Below are 19929 nucleotides of genomic sequence, written 5' to 3'. Positions count from 1 at the left end.
GCGGGCGATCGAGCTAATCCGGGCGATCGGCTTGTTGATAAAAAGCCATAACCTCTGGAATAATCTGATTCAGATTACCAGCGCCCAAAAACAGAGCCAAATCCCCCGGTTGCAGATTTTGGGTTAAAAACTTAGTGACTGACTCCAGGGAAGGCGCAAACTCAACCTCTCGGCCTTCTTTAGCAATCAAATCAGCAACCTGCTGCCCGCTAATCTCTCCTAAATTCGGTTCCCCAGCACTATAAATATCGCAAGCCACAACCAAATCAGCATCCCCAAAAGATTGAGCAAATTCTGGCAAAAATGTCAGAGTCCGGCTGTAACGGTGGGGTTGAAAAATTGCAACCACTCTTCGGGATTTGGGATTTTTTTCGCTACCTTCGATACGCAAGCGAGCCGCCGCCAAGGTGACACGAATTTCGCTAGGATGGTGGGCGTAGTCGTCCACAAACAGGATGTCATTGTGAAAACCCCGCACCTCAAAACGGCGGCGAGCTCCTTCAAAGCCAGCAATCGCTTTGGCAATCGCCGAAAACTCTAACCCCAACAATCGGCCCACTGCTACCGCAGCTAGTGCATTGCTGAGATTGTGTGTGCCCAGCAACTTCAACTCCATTTCTCCCAGAAAAGCTCCTCGCTCCCAAATCCGGGCCGTGGTGCTTTCGGATCCGTACTCCACGCCCGAAGCCGTGTAGTCAGCACCGCTGTCTGGCTGCAAGCTATAACTGACATGAGGCTGAAGGCAGTCTTTGACGATTTGGTCGTCAATACAGCCCACCAAGGTTTGACAGTTTTGGGCAAACACCTTAAATGTGTCTATTACCTGGTCAAGGGTATCGTAATGGTCTGGATGATCCAGTTCCACATTCGTTACTATGCCAATTTTGGCTACCAGCTTAACGAGAGAACCGTCGGATTCATCAGCCTCGGCTACTAAGTAGGGGCCTTCCCCCAAACGGGCATTGCCTTCCCAAGCATTTACCTCGCCTCCTACTACTATCGTCGGGTCTAGACCCGCCGCCATCAGCATGAAGCCGATTAAGCTGCTAGTAGTAGTTTTGCCGTGAGTTCCAGCTACGGCTATGCTTTGGTAATCTTGAATTAATGCTGCCAACACATCCGATCGATGAAAAATCGGACAGCCCAAATCTAAAGCACCTCGATATTCGGCATTAGCTGGGTGAATAGCCGTCGAACATACTACTTGAGGCAATCCCGGAATTGCTTGGGCGCTTGAACCGTTGCCGTTCAATTGGAGAGCTTTGGCTGTCGCTACAGAAGTCCCTACCGTACCCGCGACTATCGAGGATACTGCCCTTTCCTGTTGCCCGCAGTCGGGACTGCTACCGTTGATGGCCGTTTGAAATAATTCAAAATTGCTGGCGTCTTGACTCCAAAAAATATGAGCTCCCATTCCTTGCAAGCGCTCGGTTATGTGACTCGATTTAATGTCGGAGCCGTACACAGGCAACTTGCGTTTAGCTAGAATGTAGGCAAGGGCTGACATCCCAATCCCACCAATGCCGATGAAATGAAATGGTCTACCGCTAAAATCAACAGAACTCGGCATCTTTGCTCCTCACACACCACACCACGCCAATAACACGCGATATCATATCAAGAATTGTTTTTTCAGGATACAGTTCGCTAGAGATTTTGTACAAAATTCTCTGCGCGTCCCTAGATTTGCGGGACTTGTAGAGATGTTTGTCTTGTATCCTATATGACTTAGTACCGAGTAGTTTTCCGGAACAGTCACAGCTCGAAAATTGCAGGTAACAGAAAACGGGGTCTGGGGTCGGGGTCAATAGACTAATTTGGGGTGGTTGCATACTCCTGCATTCTTTCTATTTCGATCCGCCTGCTGTGCTGGGATACGGCAGCAAAAGCCCCACAACCTTTCTACCAAGATTGAGGGTAAAACCCATAAGGATTTACAAACACTACCACGTATGACCAAATTTCGCTCCTTTTATAGTCATTTATCTACTCGTACGGTCATTTTTTCTTGAAAGTGAGAGATTGACACGATCGCAGCTATAGTATATATTCTTACTTTATTGTATATATACAAGTTATGCAGTTAGTCGAAATAGTCGGAAAGGCATAGATCAAACCAAATCATTGGTTTTGATCGAGAAGCCGATCGACTCTCTTGGCAGCCCTTAAAATTTTTACCACTGCGATAAGTATATCTACCGTCAAAACTTTTTCGGTCGCCCACAAACGAATGCTCAGGCGGTCGATGGCGCGCTCAAAACAAGTTGGGATTAATATTGGCAAGGTTAATCATCCAGTCCCGCACCCACTCTGACGCTCAGAACCGGGTTTTTTAAGTCTTATTGAAGGTTTGAACGAATTAAGGGGGTTGAAAAAACCGGTTTTAGCGTCCGGGACGATCGTCGAAACTAGGGTCGTCCAGGGGTTTTTCCCCAATGAAAACCGAGGGTTTTCTAATAAACCAGCTTATGGTTAAAAGCGTAGAAACATAAAAGTGGCGCGATGTCTGTATTAATCCTGATTTGGGGGAAATATGGCGAAAATAGCGATTTTGGGAGGGACTTTTGATCCGGTTCACTGGGGTCACGTGTTGGTAGCCGAGACGGCTGCGAGTCAATTTGCTCTCGATCGAGTCATTTGGGTACCGGATCGCTCTCCTCCTCACAAAGAGCGCCCGGATTTGGCAAGTTTTGAGCAGCGGCGGGAAATGCTCGCTCTGGCGATCGCCGATCGCCCCGACTTCCTAATTTCGCCGCAGTCGGCAAATCCCTCCGACAGTTCTTTTGCGATCGACACCCTGCTGTATTTGCAAAAATTGTATCCAGGCGATCATCACTGGTACTGGATTATTGGTAGTGACGCACTCCTTACTCTGCCCAAATGGCACCGGTCCGGCGAAATTGCCGGGTTGTGCGACTGGTTGGTAGCCCCACGTCCGAGTCAGGAAGATCGAGAGACAGCAGAAAGCGGGGAGATTGGGGGACTGTCCGAGTGGGGAGATTGTCCGAGTGGAAAACCCATCGATTCCGCGAGGGACAGGATGCAGGTTCAGGCAAATGCTTTGGGCCGACGAGTTGCCGAACAAATGGCTCTTTTGGACGTGGAAATTCGCTGGGAGGTGCTTTCCATGGCTGCGATCGAGATTTCGTCGAGCCACATCCGCCGCTGCTGCGCCGAAAGAATCGACCTCCGGTACTTAGTCCCGGAAGTTGTCGGGACTTATATTGCAGCCCATCAGCTTTACCAGTAACCAGCGCCAGAAAGCCTAATGCCTTCTGCCTTATAATTTCACCCTTCTAGAAAAGTTCAAGCTTTTTTGATCGACACAAAAAGTTAGAAAGGATCGACCTTTGCGATATGATCTTGTCTCATAAGTCAATTCTTAAATTTTTTCAAAATTTAAGCCTGAGCTATAGGCTGCCATCGTTAGGAGGTACTAAAGTGATTCGAGTCGCGATCAATGGTTTTGGACGTATCGGGCGCAGTTTTGCGCGCTGCTGGCTGGGCAGAGAAAACAGCCAGCTAGAGTTGGTAGCTATTAATGACACTTCCGATCCCAGAAGTAATGCTCACTTGCTCAGATACGATTCCATGATGGGAACGTTGAAGAATGTGGACATCAGTGCGGATGAAAATTCCATTACTCTCAACGGCAAGACAGTTAAATGCGTGAGCGATCGCAACCCGCTAAACTTGCCTTGGAAAGATTGGGGTATTGATCTGATTATTGAATCGACCGGCGTCTTCGTTGACCAAGCTGGTGCATCGAAGCATATCACTGCCGGCGCTAAAAAAGTGCTAATTACCGCTCCCGGCAAGGGTTCTGAAGTTGGCACTTATGTGATGGGAGTCAACCACCACAACTACAAGCACAGTGACTACACAGTCATCAGCAATGCTAGCTGTACTACCAACTGTCTGGCTCCTGTACTGAAAGTGCTGCACGAAAATTTTGGCATCGTCAAAGGCATGATGACCACTACCCACAGCTATACTGGCGACCAGCGCTTGCTGGATGCCAGCCACCGCGACTTGCGGCGGGCCCGGGCTGCAGCAATGAATATTGTGCCGACTTCTACCGGAGCAGCCCAAGCTGTGGCTTTGGTGATTCCGGAATTGAAAGGCAAGTTAAATGGTATCGCCATGCGCGTCCCGACTCCTAATGTGTCGGTAGTTGATTTTGTGGCTCAGGTAGAGAAAAAGACTTTTACCGAGCAAGTAAATCAAGTTTTCAAAGAAGCTGCCTCCGGTTCCATGAAAGGGATTTTGGAGTACAACGATTTGCCTTTAGTTTCATGCGACTATCGCGGAAGTGATGCTTCTTCGATTCTGGATTCCAGCTTGACGCTGGTGATGGATGGCGACATGGTGAAGCTGTTGGCTTGGTACGACAATGAGTGGGGCTACAGTCAGCGGGTGGTTGACTTGGCTGAATTGGTCGCCGAACGTTGGGAAGCCTAGTATCCGAAGGCAGAAGGCTTTAGTCATTCGGCAGAAGGTAAAAAAGGCTAATATTGTGTACTTTTGAGTCGATTTCTAGCTGAGTGGTTATTTCTGTTTTCGAGCGGTAGAGACTTTTGGCAGTTGATAGTTGGCGAGTAGAAGATGAAATATCGTAGGAACAGGGCAGTCCCGTGTCCCTACGATATTGGTAAGCTGCTACTCCCAGCTATCGAAATTTTTGCCATAATACTACGATCGGACTTTCGGGTCTAGATGATAAATTTGTTGTTTGTAGTAAGCGCTTAAAATTGCTTTAGTTAAGTTCTCGGAAAACCCCAAATATTAAAAAAATAAAAATTCCGACTATAAAAGTTAAACAACGGGAAAAATAGCAACAGCTACGGTAGAGTTTGGGAAGCAAAATGTGGTATGAAAAAAGCGTTAATTAGCGGTATATCGGGTCAGGACGGAGCTTATTTAGCTAAACTGTTGCTCGATCGAGGTTATGAAGTTTGCGGCACCTCAAGGGACGCCCAAATGTCTAGTTTCGGAAACCTGGCCCGTTTGGGCATACGAGACAGAGTAAAACTAGAATCCATGTCTCTCAACGATTTTCGCAGCGTTTTGCAAGTGCTTGCTAAAATAGAGCCAGATGAGGTGTACAATCTAGCAGGTCAAAGTTCCGTCGGTCTGTCTTTTGAACAACCCGTAGAAACCCTCGAAAGCATTGCCACAGGCACATTGAATCTCTTAGAAGCAATTCGGTTTACAGGCGGAAAAATCAAACTTTACAACGCCAGTTCCAGCGAATGTTTTGGGGATACCCGAGGCAATCCAGCCGATGAAAATACCCCTTTTCGCCCCAGAAGTCCTTACGCGGTGGCGAAAGCAACGGCATTTTGGGAAGTAGCGAATTATCGGGAAGCTTACAATTTGTTTGCGTGTTCTGGTATTTTGTTCAATCACGAGTCGTCACTGCGGCCGGAGAGATTTGTTACCCAAAAAATAGTATCTGTGGTGTGCCGAATTGCTGCGGGTAGTTCGGAAAAACTGCATTTAGGTAATATTTCAGTGCAGCGGGACTGGGGTTGGGCGCCGGAATATGTGGAGGCTATGTATTTGATGTTACAGCAGGAAGAACCGGACGATTATGTAATTGCCACGGGTGTAACCTATCCTTTGGAAGAATTTGTGAAAACAGCGTTTGTTGCTGCGGGTTTGGATTGGCAGGAACATTTAGTAACCGATGCGAGTCTTTACAGACCGACGGAGATTGCAGTTGGGAAGGGAAATCCGGCTAAGGCAAAAGAAAAATTGGGATGGGAGGCGAAGTATAAGATGCAGGATGTGGTGAGGATGATGGTGGAGGCAAGGCAGATTGGAGGGGAAATTATCAGGTGAAAATAGGGAGGCAGAATATCCAACGGCTAATGAGTGGTATAAGGCTAATCACCGTGATTTAAAAAAATATCGAGGCGAGGGGATAGCTTATACTAACAAATGGGTGATTAGTTGCGATCGCGATTATCGAAAGATGAACGACGGGATTACGGCTGATATACCTAAACAGGGTTATTTACTCGATCGTATATTTGAAAGTAAATTTGTGGAACCAGTTAGGTTTTATCCAGTCAGGATGAGGTCTTTGAAATCTCACGATTGGCAGCCAAGATATGTTAATCTCTAAACACTGCAAAAAAAAGCTGGTTCAGAGAGACTGTAGTTTTGTGTAAAAAAATGTATAGGAGTGATTGAGATGGGTTTGGGAGATTGCAAACAGCTAATGTTGGTGCTTAAAAATGAATATAATTTGCCAACTTTTGTAGAGACGGGGACTTGGAAAGGTGGCACCTCTGTGTGGGCGGCACAGCATTTCCAACAGGTCTTTACAATAGAATTTGCCAAGCATATATATGAATCAACATCTAGTACGTATAGCCATATAAAAAATATAGAATTTTTGTGGGGTCATACAAAAGAACAACTTAAATTCGTTGTTCCTCAACTTAATGAGCCTGCTCTGTTTTGGTTAGATGCTCATTGGATGGGCGGCGGTACAGCAGGAGAAGATGATGAGTGTCCGCTGCTTGAAGAATTGGAAATAATCAATAATTCTGAATGCGAACATTTTATCCTGATTGACGATGCTCGATTGTTTTTGTCTCCCCCACCAAGTCCTCACCGTATAGAACAGTGGCCGAGCCTTAATGAAATAATTGCTACACTATCGGCGAAAACAAGCAGATATACCGTTATTTTTGAAGATGCCATAGTTTCTGTGCCAGAACGAGCAAAATCAGTTTTAGCTCAGTTTTGTCAAGATGCTAATACTAAGGCATGGGAAGAGTTTTCGCGAACAGGTGAATTCCGGGTAGCTACTGCCTTGCCAAAGCATCCCGAAGAAAAGAAAGAAACAGAAAAAATAATAAATCCCACCTTTCAAAGTAGTGGTGAAAGCCAAGTTATCGCGACATTAATTAAGGCAAATAATGTAGTTTTTGATGTAGGTGCTAATGCTGGCGATTGGACAGCGGAAGTGGTAAGCCAAGGAAATGACGTAGAAATTCACCTGTTTGAACCAATTCCTCATGTTTACAAAAAACTGATTCTGAACCTAGATAAACAAGTAATTTCAAACAATCTAGCTGTAGGGCAGAAGGAAGAAGTTAAGACATTTTATTATTACGAAGCCAATCCACTATTGAGTACCTTTTACCGCAGATTCGATGTGGAAAAAGAAGGGTGGCTGAATCCGCCTAAAGAAATACCAGTTTTGACGACAACTATCGACAATTACTGTCAGCGCCACGGCATTAAAAGAATTAATTTTATCAAAATAGATGTTGAGGGTGGCGAATTAGATGTTCTCTATGGAGCTAAATATTTTCTAGAAACAGGCAGAGTAGATTATCTACAATTTGAATATGGTGGAACTTATCTCGATTCAAAAACAACGTTAAAAGAAGCATTTGAGTATTTAGAAAAATTCCGGTATTCAATTTTTAAGATTTTGCCGGATCGGTTAGAATACAAACCCACCTTTTTGCCAGAGGATGAAAACTTTGAGTTCAGCAATTTCTTGGCTGTCAATGAGCGATTCCACTCGACTGTTTTGGGTGAAGTAACCGACGGAAAGCTTAACATACAGGAACTTTGTCGGCAGTATGCCATCGAGCCGCGTGGGGTGATTCATGTTGGGGCTCATGAAGGCACAGAAATCACGGCCTATCAACAAATGGGCGCGCAAAAAGTGCTGTTCGTAGAAGCCAACCCAGCGGTATTTGAACGCTTGCAAGCCAATCTAACCGGGATGCCCGATGTCCGATCGGTCAACTGTGCGATCGGCGATCGCAATGGTACTGTGGATTTGCACGTTACTTCCTTCGATCAAAGCAGTTCTATTCTGCCCTTGAAGCACCATCAAGAGGTTTATCCCCACATCACGGAAACTCATCAAATTACAGTACAGTCGAAAACACTCGATACTCTACTGCAAGAACAGGAACTCAATCCTTCTGACTTTAATATCTTAAATATAGATATCCAAGGTGCAGAACTCTTGGCTTTGCAAGGAGCAACCAATTGGTTGAAATCTGTTGAGTTAATCAACACAGAAGTTAACTACGAAGAACTGTATGAAGGCTGCGCGTTAATTGACCAGTTAGATAAATTTCTCGAAGGACACGGTTTTCAGCGGGTAGCAACCACAACACCAATTCACCCATCTTGGGGAGACGCAATCTATGTGAAAAAACCAGCGATTACCTCATCCGTACTCGGCATGGAGAATATGGGTAGGTTGGGAAATCAAATATTTCTGTATGCGTTTTTGAGAACTTACGCAAGGGAACACAATCTCAGGGTAGAAACACCAGCTTGGATCGGTCAGTATCTATTCGGTCACCATGATGCGCCTATTTCTAAGCCTTTACCTCTAGTTGGAGAACAAGCGCAGCCTTACAAACTTTCCGAGTCGGCAATTCTCAATGCACGGGAACCGTTGAAAAATGTAGACTTTCAGGGCTATTTTCAGTTTCACACTCAATATCACGCCCAACATAAAGAATATTTCCAATCTTTATTCAAACCTCTGCCAGAAGTCGCAGCGAAGGTGATAGAAGCTCTCGATCTGTTGCGTTCCAAAGGTAAAACAGTTGTTGGATTGCATTTGCGGCGCGGTGATTACAGAAGCGTTCATACTGTTGTGCCGTATCTGACCGTTGCTCCGAGTGGATGGTACAAGGAATGGCTGGAGGGTCTGTGGGAAACTCTGGACGAACCCGTCTTGTTTATAGCTAGCGATGAAATCGAAACAGTTGTCGGGGAGTTTGCGGATTACAACCCCATAACAGTCAAAGATTTGGGTGTCGAAATGCCAGAAGCACCTTTCTATCCTGATTTTTACATTTTGAGCCAATGTGATGTCTTGGCAATTTCCAATAGCACATTTTCATTTGCCGCATCGATGCTAAATGAACGGTGCAAATTTTTCTTCCGTCCCCACTTGCAAAAACAAAAACTGATTCCCTACGATCCCTGGAACAGCGAACCCTTGTTGCGCGACAATCCTAATGATTTGCCAGCAACAGGATCTCAAAAACCCATAAAAATTTTGAATATTCAAGAGGTGTCATTAATCTCTCCTGAAGATCCCGAGTTGCTGTGGGGATTTAATATAGAGGCTCCGACGAGGGGAACCACGGTAAATCCCAGTAATATTTTGATTGGGGGTTGGGTGATAGGTAAAAAGTCCCCGGCTGTTAAAGTTGAGTTGATTCGCGACGGTGAAGTTATCCGCGAAATGCCTGTAAATCAGCGCCGCTCAGATGTAGCCGCAGTTTTTACGGGAGTACCGTTAGCAGAAAATAGCGGTTACGCGACCGAATGGGAACTAACAGGAACGTTGCCTGAATGCGAAATATTTATCCAAGCTGTATTAGCAGATGATACTCGTGTCAATATTGGATTAGTTCGACTGCAAGAAATTATCTATTCGGCTCCCAAAGACAGCCTCAGAGAAAAGTGCAAACTCAGCGTGTGTGCAATTATGAAAGATGAGGCTCCATACCTTATAGAGTGGTTGGAGTTTCATAAAATAGTGGGTGTTGAAAGGTTTTACTTATACAACAATAACAGTAGTGATAATACTGTAGATATTGTTCAGCCCTACATTCAATCCGGTGAAGTTGTTTTGCACGACTGGCCATTTAGCCCTAAACAACAAGCCTCGGCCTATGAACATTGTCTGGAAGAATACAAAAAAGAATCTGAGTGGATAGCTTTTCTCGATTTAGATGAGTTTTTGTTCCCCACAGAAAAGGAAAAGTTAACCGAAGTATTAGAGGAGTTTGATTCCGTACCAGCCGTGGGAGTCAATACGTTAACTTTTGGCTCTTCAGGTCATGAAGCTAGACCGGCAGGCTTACAAATTGAAAATTTCACTAAACGCTCCACAGACAATTTTGAAGTCAATAGGTATGTAAAAAGTATTGTTCGTCCTGAACAAATACTTCGCCCAAACTGTCCGCATTTTTTCATCCCAATTAATAATGAATTTTGTTCTGTTACAGAAAATAAAGAACCGTTAGGAGGCTCTATATCTGAAAGACTTTCAGTGCAAAAGCTGCGGATAAATCATTACTATACTCGGTCTAAACAGGAAATGAAAGAAAAAGTTATGCGGGGGGATGCTTTTTTTCCTTGGCAAAAAGCTTTGTCTGTTCTAGAAGCTAGAGATCGCAATGAGGTAGAAGATTTAACGATTCAACGTTTTGTTCCTCAGTTGAGGCAAGCTGTTGATTCAGTTAGAGATAAATCTCGAATAGCGCAGATTTTAACGGAACAGTGGCGCTTGCAATCTAAGCTTTACCAGATGCAACTGGAATTAGAAAAAGGTCAGACAAAACCATACCAAACTTCTGGGGAATTTAAGCAATCTACAACTCAACTGCAACAAGTTAAAGATGAAATTCAACCAATTAAAGAGGAACTAGAATGCTGGCAGGTTAAGGCTCGTCTAACTCAGGAAGAACTGGAAAAAACTAAGTGTCAGCTAATGGCAATTCAGACTAAAATGCAAGAGATTGAGAGCGCAGCGGTTCCGTTAAGTCAACTGGCAGAATTGTATTTGGCTCAAGGGAAGTTAGAAGATGCGATCGCAGTTTGCGAGCAAGTATTAAAGATTCAACCCAAATTTGCTCCGGCCTATAAGACTTTGGGGAATGCCTTGCAAGCTCAGGGTAAACTGGATGAGGCCAAGAGTTGGTACCTTCGCGCTCTGGAAATTCAGCCTGATTTTGCTCCCGCTTTAGCAAACCTGGGGACTATTCACGCACAGCAGCAACATTGGCAAGAGGCGATCGCCTGTTACCAAAAAGCGATTGCGATTCAACCGAATTTTGCTGGTGTTTACCGCAACTTGGCTAGGGTATTTTCGCAAATTGGCAAGGCAGATGAAGCTGTCGAGTGTTCTTATGCAGCCGTGATTTTGGCACCGGAAACAACTGCAGAGGAATACTTTAACCTTGGCAATACTCTGTTGCAACAAGGTAAGCATGAGCGGGCGATCGTATGTTACCGCAGGGCTGTTTATTTAAACCCAAATTTGTCTGAGGCTCATGACAAGTTAAGTGAAGTTATGTCTGTTGTTGGGGAGTAGGATGAAGCGATCGCTTATTATCAAAAAGCGATCGAACTTCTAGCACCAATCTAGAACTCACCGCCTCATCGCTACTAAAGCAAAGCACGGCCCGTGAGGAGTGTGAGGCTGATCGAAGTTGATGCGGATGTCGGTTAACCCAAAATAGGTCAAACATGACAGGATATCTTCACGGCTCATCCAGTTACTAAATCGACTGCTGCCGCCGCAGAAACCAGTAGCTTTTACTTCACCTTTGTATTCCCCATATTCCTGACGGTAAAGCATATGTTTAAAGCCTTGATAATCAGCAGCAGTCTTATCGGCAAACCTTGGGGAAAGGTAAGGAGTGCTGCGGACTATATTCTCGTCATAGTAGTGAGTCCATATAAAAACTCGGTCTGAAACTTTGGCAATCAAGCCGATCAGCTCAGCAGGGTTTGTCATGTGGTAGAGTATTCCGCTGGCGAAGCAAGTATCAAACTTGCCCGGATTTAACCGCAGATATTCTACACAATCACCGCACAGAAAGCGAGCATTGCGAAGTCCTACAGCTTCTTTAACAATTAGGCATTTTAGATAAGCGCGAGTGCTGGCCTCAACTGCCGTAATCGATGCTGCTCCCAGTTTCTCCAGCATATAGGTATGCCCCGCTTCCAGCGGCCCGAGTTCGAGGATTGTTTGACCTGTAACTCCTCCTAATTGCTCAATAGCCCAAGTGATGCGACCATCTTCAAACAGTCCGCTTTGTCCTGCATTTAGTAAGGACAAATCCCCTGGCAACTTAGATGCCCATTCACCTGAAAAAATATCCAGCGTATTCTGTACGCTAGGGGCGGACTTAACATAATAATCTGGGATTTCCATACTGTTATGACGATGGGGTTGTTTATGCGAAAAATAATTTGTTGCTTTCTTGTGGATTCTCTAACTACGAGAGAGATAGAGAAAACTTTCTAATCAATATAAATCACCCCGTTCTTTTTTAAGAAGGAGATGAAAACCAATTGATTGCCTGGAGTAACTCATTTTCATCGGTCACTTCTGAATAAGCTGGTAGCTGGTATCGCTGAGCAAGACGATTCGTAGTAAAGGTACGCTTAGGGTATACAGTTGGTTCTTGATAGTTATGGCGGACTTCGATTATAACTGCAAATTCACTCACAATACCTTGATAATGCTTGAGAGCAAAGTCAATCTGAATTTTGTTTCTGTAGAGTTCTATTAAAGTCCTCGGATCTACAACATACACAAATTCCTTAAGCACCCATCTGGCACCGAGAGCTTGTCCCCAGAAGTCTCCAAACCATACACAAAGGTGCATATAGTGATCTTCATTCCAGTAACTCGTATGTCCAAAAACAAAAGCTGAGTTTGTCCAGAGATAGGGTGTCCAAAACTCTAGCTGTGCTCTATCAATACAAACACGACTAATTTCGCAGAAGAGCGGTATCACTGTATTTGGACTCAGATGTTCTAAAAAATGAGAAGAGTGAATATATTCAACGCTCCGACTTGCAAATGGCAACTTCTCAGTCTGCAAATCTATTACATAGTCAACACCAGGTTGTTGAACATAATCCAATCCAAGAGTTCCTGGTTTTTTGTTGCCACCACAGCCTATATCAAGTTTAAGATATTGCACAAGCTACTCCTTTGTTCTTTTTCTGAGAATACAAATAAGTTCTCCCAAATTTTCTTGGCAAAGTTTAATATCAAAACCAAAAAATAGATTTTTTTGACAGTATTCGAGAAATTCCGGGAAAGTCTCCGCTGTCCAGACGTGAAAGTGAATGCTGTAATCTATGTCAAGTAGATGCTGCACCCGTTCACCCACCTGTGCTTCTGGAAATTTGTCAACTAGCCTTACGTATTCCTCGTAATGAGCTAGCCTAGACCATGTCGGCCCTTCTTTGTAGTCCCGAGTTAGGTGGTCGAGGGAAGTCAGGGGCCGATCGCGATCGAATGTATAACGTTTGTCCGGCACGCCCATGTACACAATTCCTTCGGGTTTAAGAACTCTCAAAAAGTTTTCCAAAGCGCTGATCGGATTTTGACAGTGTTCTATCATGTGATTGGCAATGACAAAATCCCAGGAGTTATCTGGTGTTCTTGCAAGAGTTTCACCGTCATCTATAATATCAACCTCTGCGAGATTGACCCCAGCTAGCTCCGGGTAGTGTCTCCTTAATTCTTCTACGGGCATCCGATCTATGTAATGAACTTTAACCTCAGCAGGAACTTCTAGAGGAGCGTTCAGCGGGCCCACCTCAATTCCCTCACCTTTCAAGTATTGAGAAGCTATTTCTCTTCTTTTTGCGTACAGATCCATAATTTATTGTTTTGTCTTGCGAGTTGGGATGTGGCTCCTCAGTACAGAGGTGGAACCCGATCGACCTTTCTAGTTTACCCGATCGCGGGTGTTGCTCGATCGCCTGAGTGCGATCCTCTTCCTGTGTTGATTTTTGGGGTAATATCTATTGTTAAGCTCGATGGCAAGCGGGCTTGGGGGCGATCGCCCATCTATAATACCTGGTGCGTGCGGGAACATCCTTAGATACCTGAAGTCTAATCTCCTTGGGAAAGCACAACATTGAGTTGAGTGGGGGCGATCGGGCAAAATACACTCAAACTTGTGGTAAACTTCCCAAAAAGCTTTGCAACAGTCGGCAACCTCAAGGCAACAGGAAATTTATTATAACAAAAGACTTAAAAGATTATTGACGAGTTCCAGAAACCTTAAACCGACAGATAACTGTCGAACTCATTTCTATTTTTGCTGTACCAGCAGTTCTCCTTTTTAACGATGACCGATTTATCATCAAGTAGTATTATTGCAATTATTCTTGCCCGTGGAGGGTCTAAGGGAGTACCGCGCAAAAATTTACGTTTATTCGCAGGAATCCCCTTAATTGTACATTCTATTATTGACGCCCGAGAATCGGAATTAGTCGATCGAGTTTATGTTTCTACAGAAGATGCAGAAATAGCCGATATCTCCCGACAATATGGAGCTGAAATTATCGATCGTCCCTTAGAACTTGCGGATGATAAGGCAGCCTCCGCACCCGCACTCATTCATGCTGTAGCTGAAATAGAAAAAAACCGAGTGTTTCCGAGATTAATCGTGTTTCTTCAGTGTACGTGTCCCCTGAGAACAGGTCAAGATATCGATCGCGCAATTCAACACCTACAAAACACGGCTGCTGATTCGCTGCTTTCTGTGTCTCCTGCTCATACTTTTTTATGGGAAGAGAGCGATCGATCTGCTAGATCTATTAATTATGATTATCGTCAGCGACCCCGCCGTCAAGACTTTCGATCGCAGTTTCGAGAAAATGGTTCTATTTATATTTTTCAGCCCAGGGTACTTCATCAATTTGGCAATTGGTTGGGCGGAAAAATTACTTTATTTAAAATGGGAGAAAATGTATGGGATATCGACTCTATTTTAGATTTTAAAATAGCTGAAACTATCCTGCAGCACAATCATCATGAAAATTGACAGGCAACTCACTAAATATATCGTATTTTCTCACGAAAATGTCCTCACTGCACTCAAAAAAATTAGCAATAATCAAAAGCGGATAATTTTTGCGCTCTCTGATTCAGGGCTGTTAGAAGGAGTAATGACAGATGGGGATTTTCGTCGCTGGTTAATAAATCAAGAGAGTCTGGATTTGAACGTTGCGGTATCTCAAGTTTGCAATAAAAACTTTAAGTTTGCTTTTTCGGATGACGATCGCAACACAATTACCTCTTATTTTTCTAAAGAAATAGAGTTGATTCCTCTATTAGACCGACAATATCGCTTGGTTGCTATTGCTAGTCCAGAAGAGGATATAATTTCTATTGGTAAATTTGTTATTAATGGTGATTCTCCTGCTTTAATTATTGCGGAAATCGGTAACAATCATAATGGCAGCTTAGAAATGGCGAAAAAATTGATCGATCGCGCCACAGAAGCTGGAGCAAATTGTGTGAAATTTCAAATGCGCCATGTAGAATCGTTGTATCAAAATGCGGGAAATGCTAGCGATGCTAAAGAAGACTTGGGAACTCAGTACGTACTAGATTTACTATCTCGATTTCAGCTAACACCGACAGAAATGTTTTTAGCTTTTGATTACTGTCAAAAACGAGATATTTTGCCCTTATGTACTCCTTGGGATATCCCAAGTCTAGAAGTTTTAGAAACTTATGGAATGGTGAGTTATAAAGTAGCATCCGCTGACTTAACTAACCACGATTTTTTGAGGGCTTTAGCCCTAACTAATAAACCTTTAATTTGTTCGACGGGAATGTCAACCGAGGATGAGATAAAAGAGGCGATCGCTATTTTAAATGAATCTCAAGCTAAATACATTCTCTTGCACTGTAATTCTACATATCCAGCTCCTTTTAAGGATATCAATATTAATTATTTAGATAAACTTAAAGAACTTTCTAACAGTCCGCTCGGTTATTCGGGACACGAACGAGGGATTAATGTCGCGATCGCTGCGGTAGCTAAAGGTGCTAAAGTTATTGAAAAACACTTGACTTTAGACAGAACTTTAGAGGGTAACGATCACAAAGTTAGCTTGTTACCAGAAGAGTTTCAAGCAATGGTAGAAGGAATTAGACAAGTTGAAGCAGCAATGGGGACTACGGCAAAAAGAACTATCAGTCAAGGAGAATTAATAAATCGTATAACTTTAGCTAAAAGTTTGATAATTAATTGCGATCTCAAGCGGGGGGAAATAATTAAAGATGATATGATATCAATTAAAAGTCCCGGTCGCGGCTTACAACCCAATACCAAAAACAAGTTAATTGGTCGTCGTGCTACAAGAGATTTTCAATCGGGCAGCTTTTTCTTTGCCAGCGACATTTTAGAGGAACAAATTCAACCGCGAAACTATAGTTTTACTCGTCCTTGGGGAATACCAGTTCGCTATCATGATTTTGCCACAATTTTAGATAAGTCAAATCCTAATTTTTTAGAGTTTCATCTAAGTTATAAAGATTTAGATGAGAATTTGAATTTATACTTTAAACAGAAATATAATTTAGGTTTAGTAGTACATAGTCCTGATTTTTTTTGTGGAGATTTTCTACTTAACTTATGTGCATCTAATTTAGAAGAACGACAGAGATCGATCCAGGAATTACAAACCGTAGTAAAAGTGACACAATCTTTAAAAAAATTCTTTAAAAATACTTCTCGTACTTTCGTCGTTGTCAGTCTAGGTGGTTATACAAGAGACAAACATCTTCAGGAGTCGCAACGAGGAAAACTTTATGAAATAATTGCCGAAAGTCTCTCAAAAATTGAGACAGAAGGCGTTGAGATTATTGCCCAAACTTTACCACCTTTTCCTTGGTACTTTGGCGGTCAACTATACTTGAACTTATTTGTCGATCCCGAAGATACTGCTGAGTTTTGCCGTCAATACGGTTATCGCCTGTGTTTAGATATTAGTCATGCTAAACTAGCTTGTAATTATTTTCACTGGTCTTTTAAGGAGTATGTGGAAAAAGTTGCACCCTATAGCGTTCACTTGCACGTAGCAGATGCGGCGGGCGTGGATGGCGAAGGCTTACAAATTGGTTCTGGTGGCATTGATTTTCTGAGTTTAGCCGAAAACTTAAACAAGTTAATGCCTAACATTTCATTTATTCCTGAAATTTGGCAAGGACATCAAAATGGAGGAGAGGGTTTTTGGATGGCTTTGGAAAAATTAGAAAAATTTTTATAATAAATTTTAATTTTATGATAACAGATGAAAATACAATCTATTCTTGGCTATTGCGTCTGGGTATATGCGAACCTAACTCAGTTGAATTATATTACTCCAGAGTGAGAGATCGCGATGATATTTGTGTTATGAAATGCCAAAAATCCGAAGTGATTTTTTTGACAAAATCTCAACATATTGATTCATTATATTATCAAAATAAGCCTGATTTGAGCTATTGGTCTGCCACGAGTAGAAAAGAAGCAATTTTGAAGACATTTGAGGATGATCCAAGACGAGCAACTCAATTTGGCTGGGCGATCGAAAATAAAAAATGGCTTGATTTTGGGACAGGGGCGGGAGGAATATTAGATTTATTAAATGAAAAAGCAGCAGAAACTTTCGCCGTAGAACCCCAAATAAAGATCGCGACTGAACTAATAAACTTAGGTTATCAAGTATGGGAAAACATCGACCAAGCTCCGAATGAATATTTGGATGTCATTACTTTATTTCACGTGTTTGAACACTTAGTCGAGCCTATTGAAACAATGGGCATAGTAAAAAGTAAACTCAAACCTAATGGCATAGTTATTGTAGAAGTGCCTCATGCTAAGGATTTTTTAATTGATATCCTCGATCTTGATTCTTTTAAAAGATTTACTTTTTGGAGCGAACATTTGATTTTGCATACCCGTCAAAGTTTAGAGACTTTTTTGCAAGCATCAGGATTCGATCGGGTTGATATTCAGGGCTTTCAGAGGTATCCTTTAGCTAACCATTTATATTGGCTGTCGAGAGGTAAACCTGGCGGTCACAAAGTTTGGGAATATTTAAGGAGTGAGGAGTTGGATAAAGCTTACGGTGAAATGTTAAACTCATTGCATAGAACAGATACTTTAATTGCTATTGCCCGTAAAAGTAATCTGTGATAATGTTGCTTTAGCTGTAAATTACACGATAAAGACAATGCCAAAAATGCGGTTAGCAGAACTAAACGATCGAGAGAAAGGCAAAACGATATTTATTATTGGTGCCGGACCTCAACTTAATACGCTCTCAAAAAAGCAGCTAGAAGCGCTGGAAAAACTGCCGACAATAGGTGTGAACAGAGTGCAATATAAGCTCAAAATAAAGTATTTTATATCTGCTTATCCGGCCGAGATAATGTTAGCAGCAAAAAAACTACTTGATTCAGTCATTATACATATCAGACCTGTATGTGAAAAACTTTTTTATGAGCCAAATATTCTCACAATTAGGCGCAATATTTTTGATGAAAATATTGGTTTGAGTCGCTATATCAATGAAGATAGTGCTATTTATACTAAAAATAATGTAGTTTTAGCTGCTACTCATCTCGCTTTGATTTTAGGTGCATCTAAAATTGTATATATTGGAGTCGAGCAGCGCAACAGAGTTCATTTTTATAATGAAGACTTGCCACTCAGAATGGCAATGAAAAATGATTTAGAAAATACAGAGTTCCACAAGCGCGCCCTTTTTAATGCGGATCATCCACACTGTACCTACGATTATCTCTTACAAGCGTTGGAGGCACCATTAGCAGAACTAATTTATCAAGCATTTTATGTGCAAAGCCATGCAGATACATTAAGGAAATATTTTACTATCCTCCGAAATAATCAAGTAGAAATTTACACATCTAAAAAAGACAGTGTAGTTAGCGATGCTGGGGCAATATATGAACCAATCGATACTTTTTTGGTTGATGATAATATAGTAAAATATCCTCAGCTTTCAAGTTGGTCCGGGTCAAAAATCACAAAGGAGTTGAAACCAATGAACGATCGTCAAAAGGAAAAGTCATCCATCCTTGTAATTGTCAGCATGCACCGTTCTGGAAGTTCTTTAACAGCATCTTTGCTTCAAAGTGCTGGTTTGCATATAGGTCGCAATTTATTGGGAGCCGATAATGTAAACATCAAAGGTCATTTTGAAAATATTGATTTTTATGAATTTCACAGAGCGGTGCTGCGCTCGCAAGCCATTATTGAGGATGGTTGGACTTTACAGGAAAAAATAAATGTTGAAGATCGTTTTGTGAAGCAAGCTAAGGAAATAGTTGCCAAAAACTCTGTAAGTAGAGTATGGGGATGGAAAGAACCCCGTACAACTTTATTCTTGGATTTCTGGTCTGAGTTGCTGCCAGAAGCTAAATTTTTGCTGATTTATCGGTCTCCTTGGGAAGTAGTAGATTCTCTTTATCGCAGGGGCGATCGTACTTTTCAAGATCAGCCTGAATTGGCATTGAAAGTATGGCATCAATACAACCAAATAATCATTGATTTTTACGCTCGCTTTTCTAATCGTTGCCTTCTAGCTAATATTAACACCATAGTCAATTTCAAAGAATCATATATTAAAGCAATAAACCAGAAATTCAAGACTAGCTTAACAGATCCTGAATCAACGGTTTATGACCCATCCTTATTTCACGCTCAACCATTAGATAGCTATCGACCTAGCTTAGTTAATCATTACTGTCCAGAAGCAGTAGAGATGTATCAAGAACTCGATGCTAGGGCATGGTGGCCGGATGAAACACCAAATTTTTCTTGGCGGGAACTAATAAAACCAGTTTACAAGGCTGAGGCTTTTCAGGAGTGGCTGAATACTCGCAACCTGGAAACAGAAAATAAAGCACTACGAGTCCAATTGGAAAACTTCCAGTCTCAACTGCACCAGACTCAGGGGGAATTGGAACACTCCCAAACTCAACACGCTCAGACTCAAAGGGCATTAGAAAGCTCCCAAACTCAACTGCATCAAACTCAGGAAGAATTCGCATACTCGAAATCTCAACTGCATCAAACTCAGGGGGAATTGCATCAAACTCAGGGGGAATTGCATCAGACTCAGGTGGAATTTAAAAGATCGCAGTCTCAACTGCACCAGACTCAGGGGGAATTGGCACACTCCCAAACTCAACACGCTCAGACTCAAAGGGCATTAGAAAGTTCCCAAACTCAACTGCATCAAACTCAGGAAGAATTGGCACACTCAAAATCTCAACTGCATCAAACTCAGGGGGAATTGCATCAGACTCAGGTGGAATTTAAAAGATCGCAGTCTCAACTGCATCAGACTCAAACGGAATTGGAAAAC

13 protein-coding genes are annotated in these 19929 nt (G+C 42.6%); 9 read left to right on the top strand and 4 right to left on the bottom strand.

Going from position 1 to position 19929, the window contains the following annotated elements; translation table 11 throughout:
- Nucleotides 1-13: 13 nt before the first annotated feature.
- The gene (murC, locus tag QUA27_RS00790) at nt 14-1570 is read right to left on the bottom strand and encodes a UDP-N-acetylmuramate--L-alanine ligase (protein ID WP_333065717.1); all 1557 of its coding nucleotides are present in this window, start codon (nt 1568-1570) and stop codon (nt 14-16) included.
- Nucleotides 1571-2533: 963 nt separating this feature from the next.
- Here murC and nadD point away from each other — a divergent pair.
- The 4 genes from nadD (at nt 2534) to QUA27_RS00770 (ending at nt 11101) form a co-directional block, all read left to right on the top strand.
- The gene (gene nadD, locus QUA27_RS00785; protein WP_333065716.1) at nt 2534-3250 is read left to right on the top strand and encodes a nicotinate (nicotinamide) nucleotide adenylyltransferase; all 717 of its coding nucleotides are present in this window, start codon (nt 2534-2536) and stop codon (nt 3248-3250) included.
- Between the two features lie 191 nt (nt 3251-3441).
- Nucleotides 3442-4461, top strand: coding sequence for a type I glyceraldehyde-3-phosphate dehydrogenase (locus tag QUA27_RS00780; protein ID WP_190656404.1), 1020 nt, complete (start codon nt 3442-3444; stop codon nt 4459-4461).
- Nucleotides 4462-4872: 411 nt separating this feature from the next.
- The gene (locus tag QUA27_RS00775) at nt 4873-5844 is read left to right on the top strand and encodes a GDP-mannose 4,6-dehydratase (protein WP_333065715.1); all 972 of its coding nucleotides are present in this window, start codon (nt 4873-4875) and stop codon (nt 5842-5844) included.
- A gap of 355 nt (nt 5845-6199) precedes the next feature.
- Nucleotides 6200-11101, top strand: coding sequence for an FkbM family methyltransferase (locus QUA27_RS00770; RefSeq protein ID WP_333065714.1), 4902 nt, complete (start codon nt 6200-6202; stop codon nt 11099-11101).
- A gap of 57 nt (nt 11102-11158) precedes the next feature.
- Here QUA27_RS00770 and QUA27_RS00765 read toward each other — a convergent pair whose 3' ends face one another.
- The 3 genes from QUA27_RS00765 to QUA27_RS00755 form a co-directional block, all read right to left on the bottom strand.
- Entirely contained in the window at nt 11159-11947 is a 789-nt protein-coding gene (locus tag QUA27_RS00765; RefSeq protein WP_333065712.1) for a class I SAM-dependent methyltransferase, read from the bottom strand.
- 118 nt (nt 11948-12065) lie between these two features.
- Nucleotides 12066-12725 carry a class I SAM-dependent methyltransferase gene (locus QUA27_RS00760; protein ID WP_333065711.1) on the bottom strand — a complete coding sequence of 220 codons (660 nt, stop codon included), beginning with the start codon at nt 12723-12725 and terminating at the stop codon, nt 12066-12068.
- A 3-nt stretch (nt 12726-12728) separates the two neighbouring features.
- Nucleotides 12729-13412, bottom strand: a complete 684-nt coding sequence (locus QUA27_RS00755; protein ID WP_333065710.1) for a methyltransferase domain-containing protein — start codon at nt 13410-13412, stop codon at nt 12729-12731.
- A gap of 30 nt (nt 13413-13442) precedes the next feature.
- On the opposite strand from QUA27_RS00755, the gene QUA27_RS00750 reads away from it, so the two are divergent.
- From QUA27_RS00750 to QUA27_RS00730, 5 genes are all read left to right on the top strand, one after another.
- A complete protein-coding gene (locus tag QUA27_RS00750; RefSeq protein WP_333065709.1) occupies nt 13443-13637 on the top strand; it encodes a hypothetical protein in 195 nt (64 codons plus the stop codon).
- 249 nt (nt 13638-13886) lie between these two features.
- On the top strand, nt 13887-14585 hold the full coding sequence (locus QUA27_RS00745) for an acylneuraminate cytidylyltransferase family protein (protein ID WP_333065708.1): 699 nt from the start codon (nt 13887-13889) through the stop codon (nt 14583-14585).
- Nucleotides 14575-16821 carry an N-acetylneuraminate synthase family protein gene (locus tag QUA27_RS00740; protein ID WP_333065707.1) on the top strand — a complete coding sequence of 749 codons (2247 nt, stop codon included), beginning with the start codon at nt 14575-14577 and terminating at the stop codon, nt 16819-16821. Before QUA27_RS00745 ends, QUA27_RS00740 begins: the two co-directional genes overlap by 11 nt.
- Nucleotides 16785-17732, top strand: a complete 948-nt coding sequence (locus tag QUA27_RS00735; RefSeq protein WP_333065706.1) for a class I SAM-dependent methyltransferase — start codon at nt 16785-16787, stop codon at nt 17730-17732. Before QUA27_RS00740 ends, QUA27_RS00735 begins: the two co-directional genes overlap by 37 nt.
- A 37-nt stretch (nt 17733-17769) precedes the next feature.
- Nucleotides 17770-19929, top strand: a 2160-nt coding sequence (locus QUA27_RS00730; protein ID WP_333065704.1) for a sulfotransferase, incomplete at its 3' end; no start/stop codon positions are given.

The sequence above is a fragment of the Microcoleus harperi Pol14_C6 genome (assembly GCF_036701295.1).
Lineage (GTDB): Bacteria > Cyanobacteriota > Cyanobacteriia > Cyanobacteriales > Microcoleaceae > Microcoleus.
The sequence above is the reverse complement of the archived record's forward strand: the minus strand, read 5'-3'. Positions and strand labels throughout refer to the sequence as shown.

Bases quoted from the DNA above. Each gene is read 5' to 3' on its own strand.
- murC (WP_333065717.1), bottom strand. From the start codon at position 1,570: ATGCCGAGTTCTGTTGATTTTAGCGGTAGACCATTTCATTTCATCGGC.
- nadD (WP_333065716.1), top strand. From the start codon at position 2,534: ATGGCGAAAATAGCGATTTTGGGAGGGACTTTTGATCCGGTTCACTGG.
- QUA27_RS00775 (WP_333065715.1), top strand. From the start codon at position 4,873: ATGAAAAAAGCGTTAATTAGCGGTATATCGGGTCAGGACGGAGCTTAT.
- QUA27_RS00770 (WP_333065714.1), top strand. From the start codon at position 6,200: ATGGGTTTGGGAGATTGCAAACAGCTAATGTTGGTGCTTAAAAATGAA.
- QUA27_RS00765 (WP_333065712.1), bottom strand. From the start codon at position 11,947: ATGGAAATCCCAGATTATTATGTTAAGTCCGCCCCTAGCGTACAGAAT.
- QUA27_RS00755 (WP_333065710.1), bottom strand. From the start codon at position 13,412: ATGGATCTGTACGCAAAAAGAAGAGAAATAGCTTCTCAATACTTGAAA.
- QUA27_RS00745 (WP_333065708.1), top strand. From the start codon at position 13,887: ATGACCGATTTATCATCAAGTAGTATTATTGCAATTATTCTTGCCCGT.
- QUA27_RS00740 (WP_333065707.1), top strand. From the start codon at position 14,575: ATGAAAATTGACAGGCAACTCACTAAATATATCGTATTTTCTCACGAA.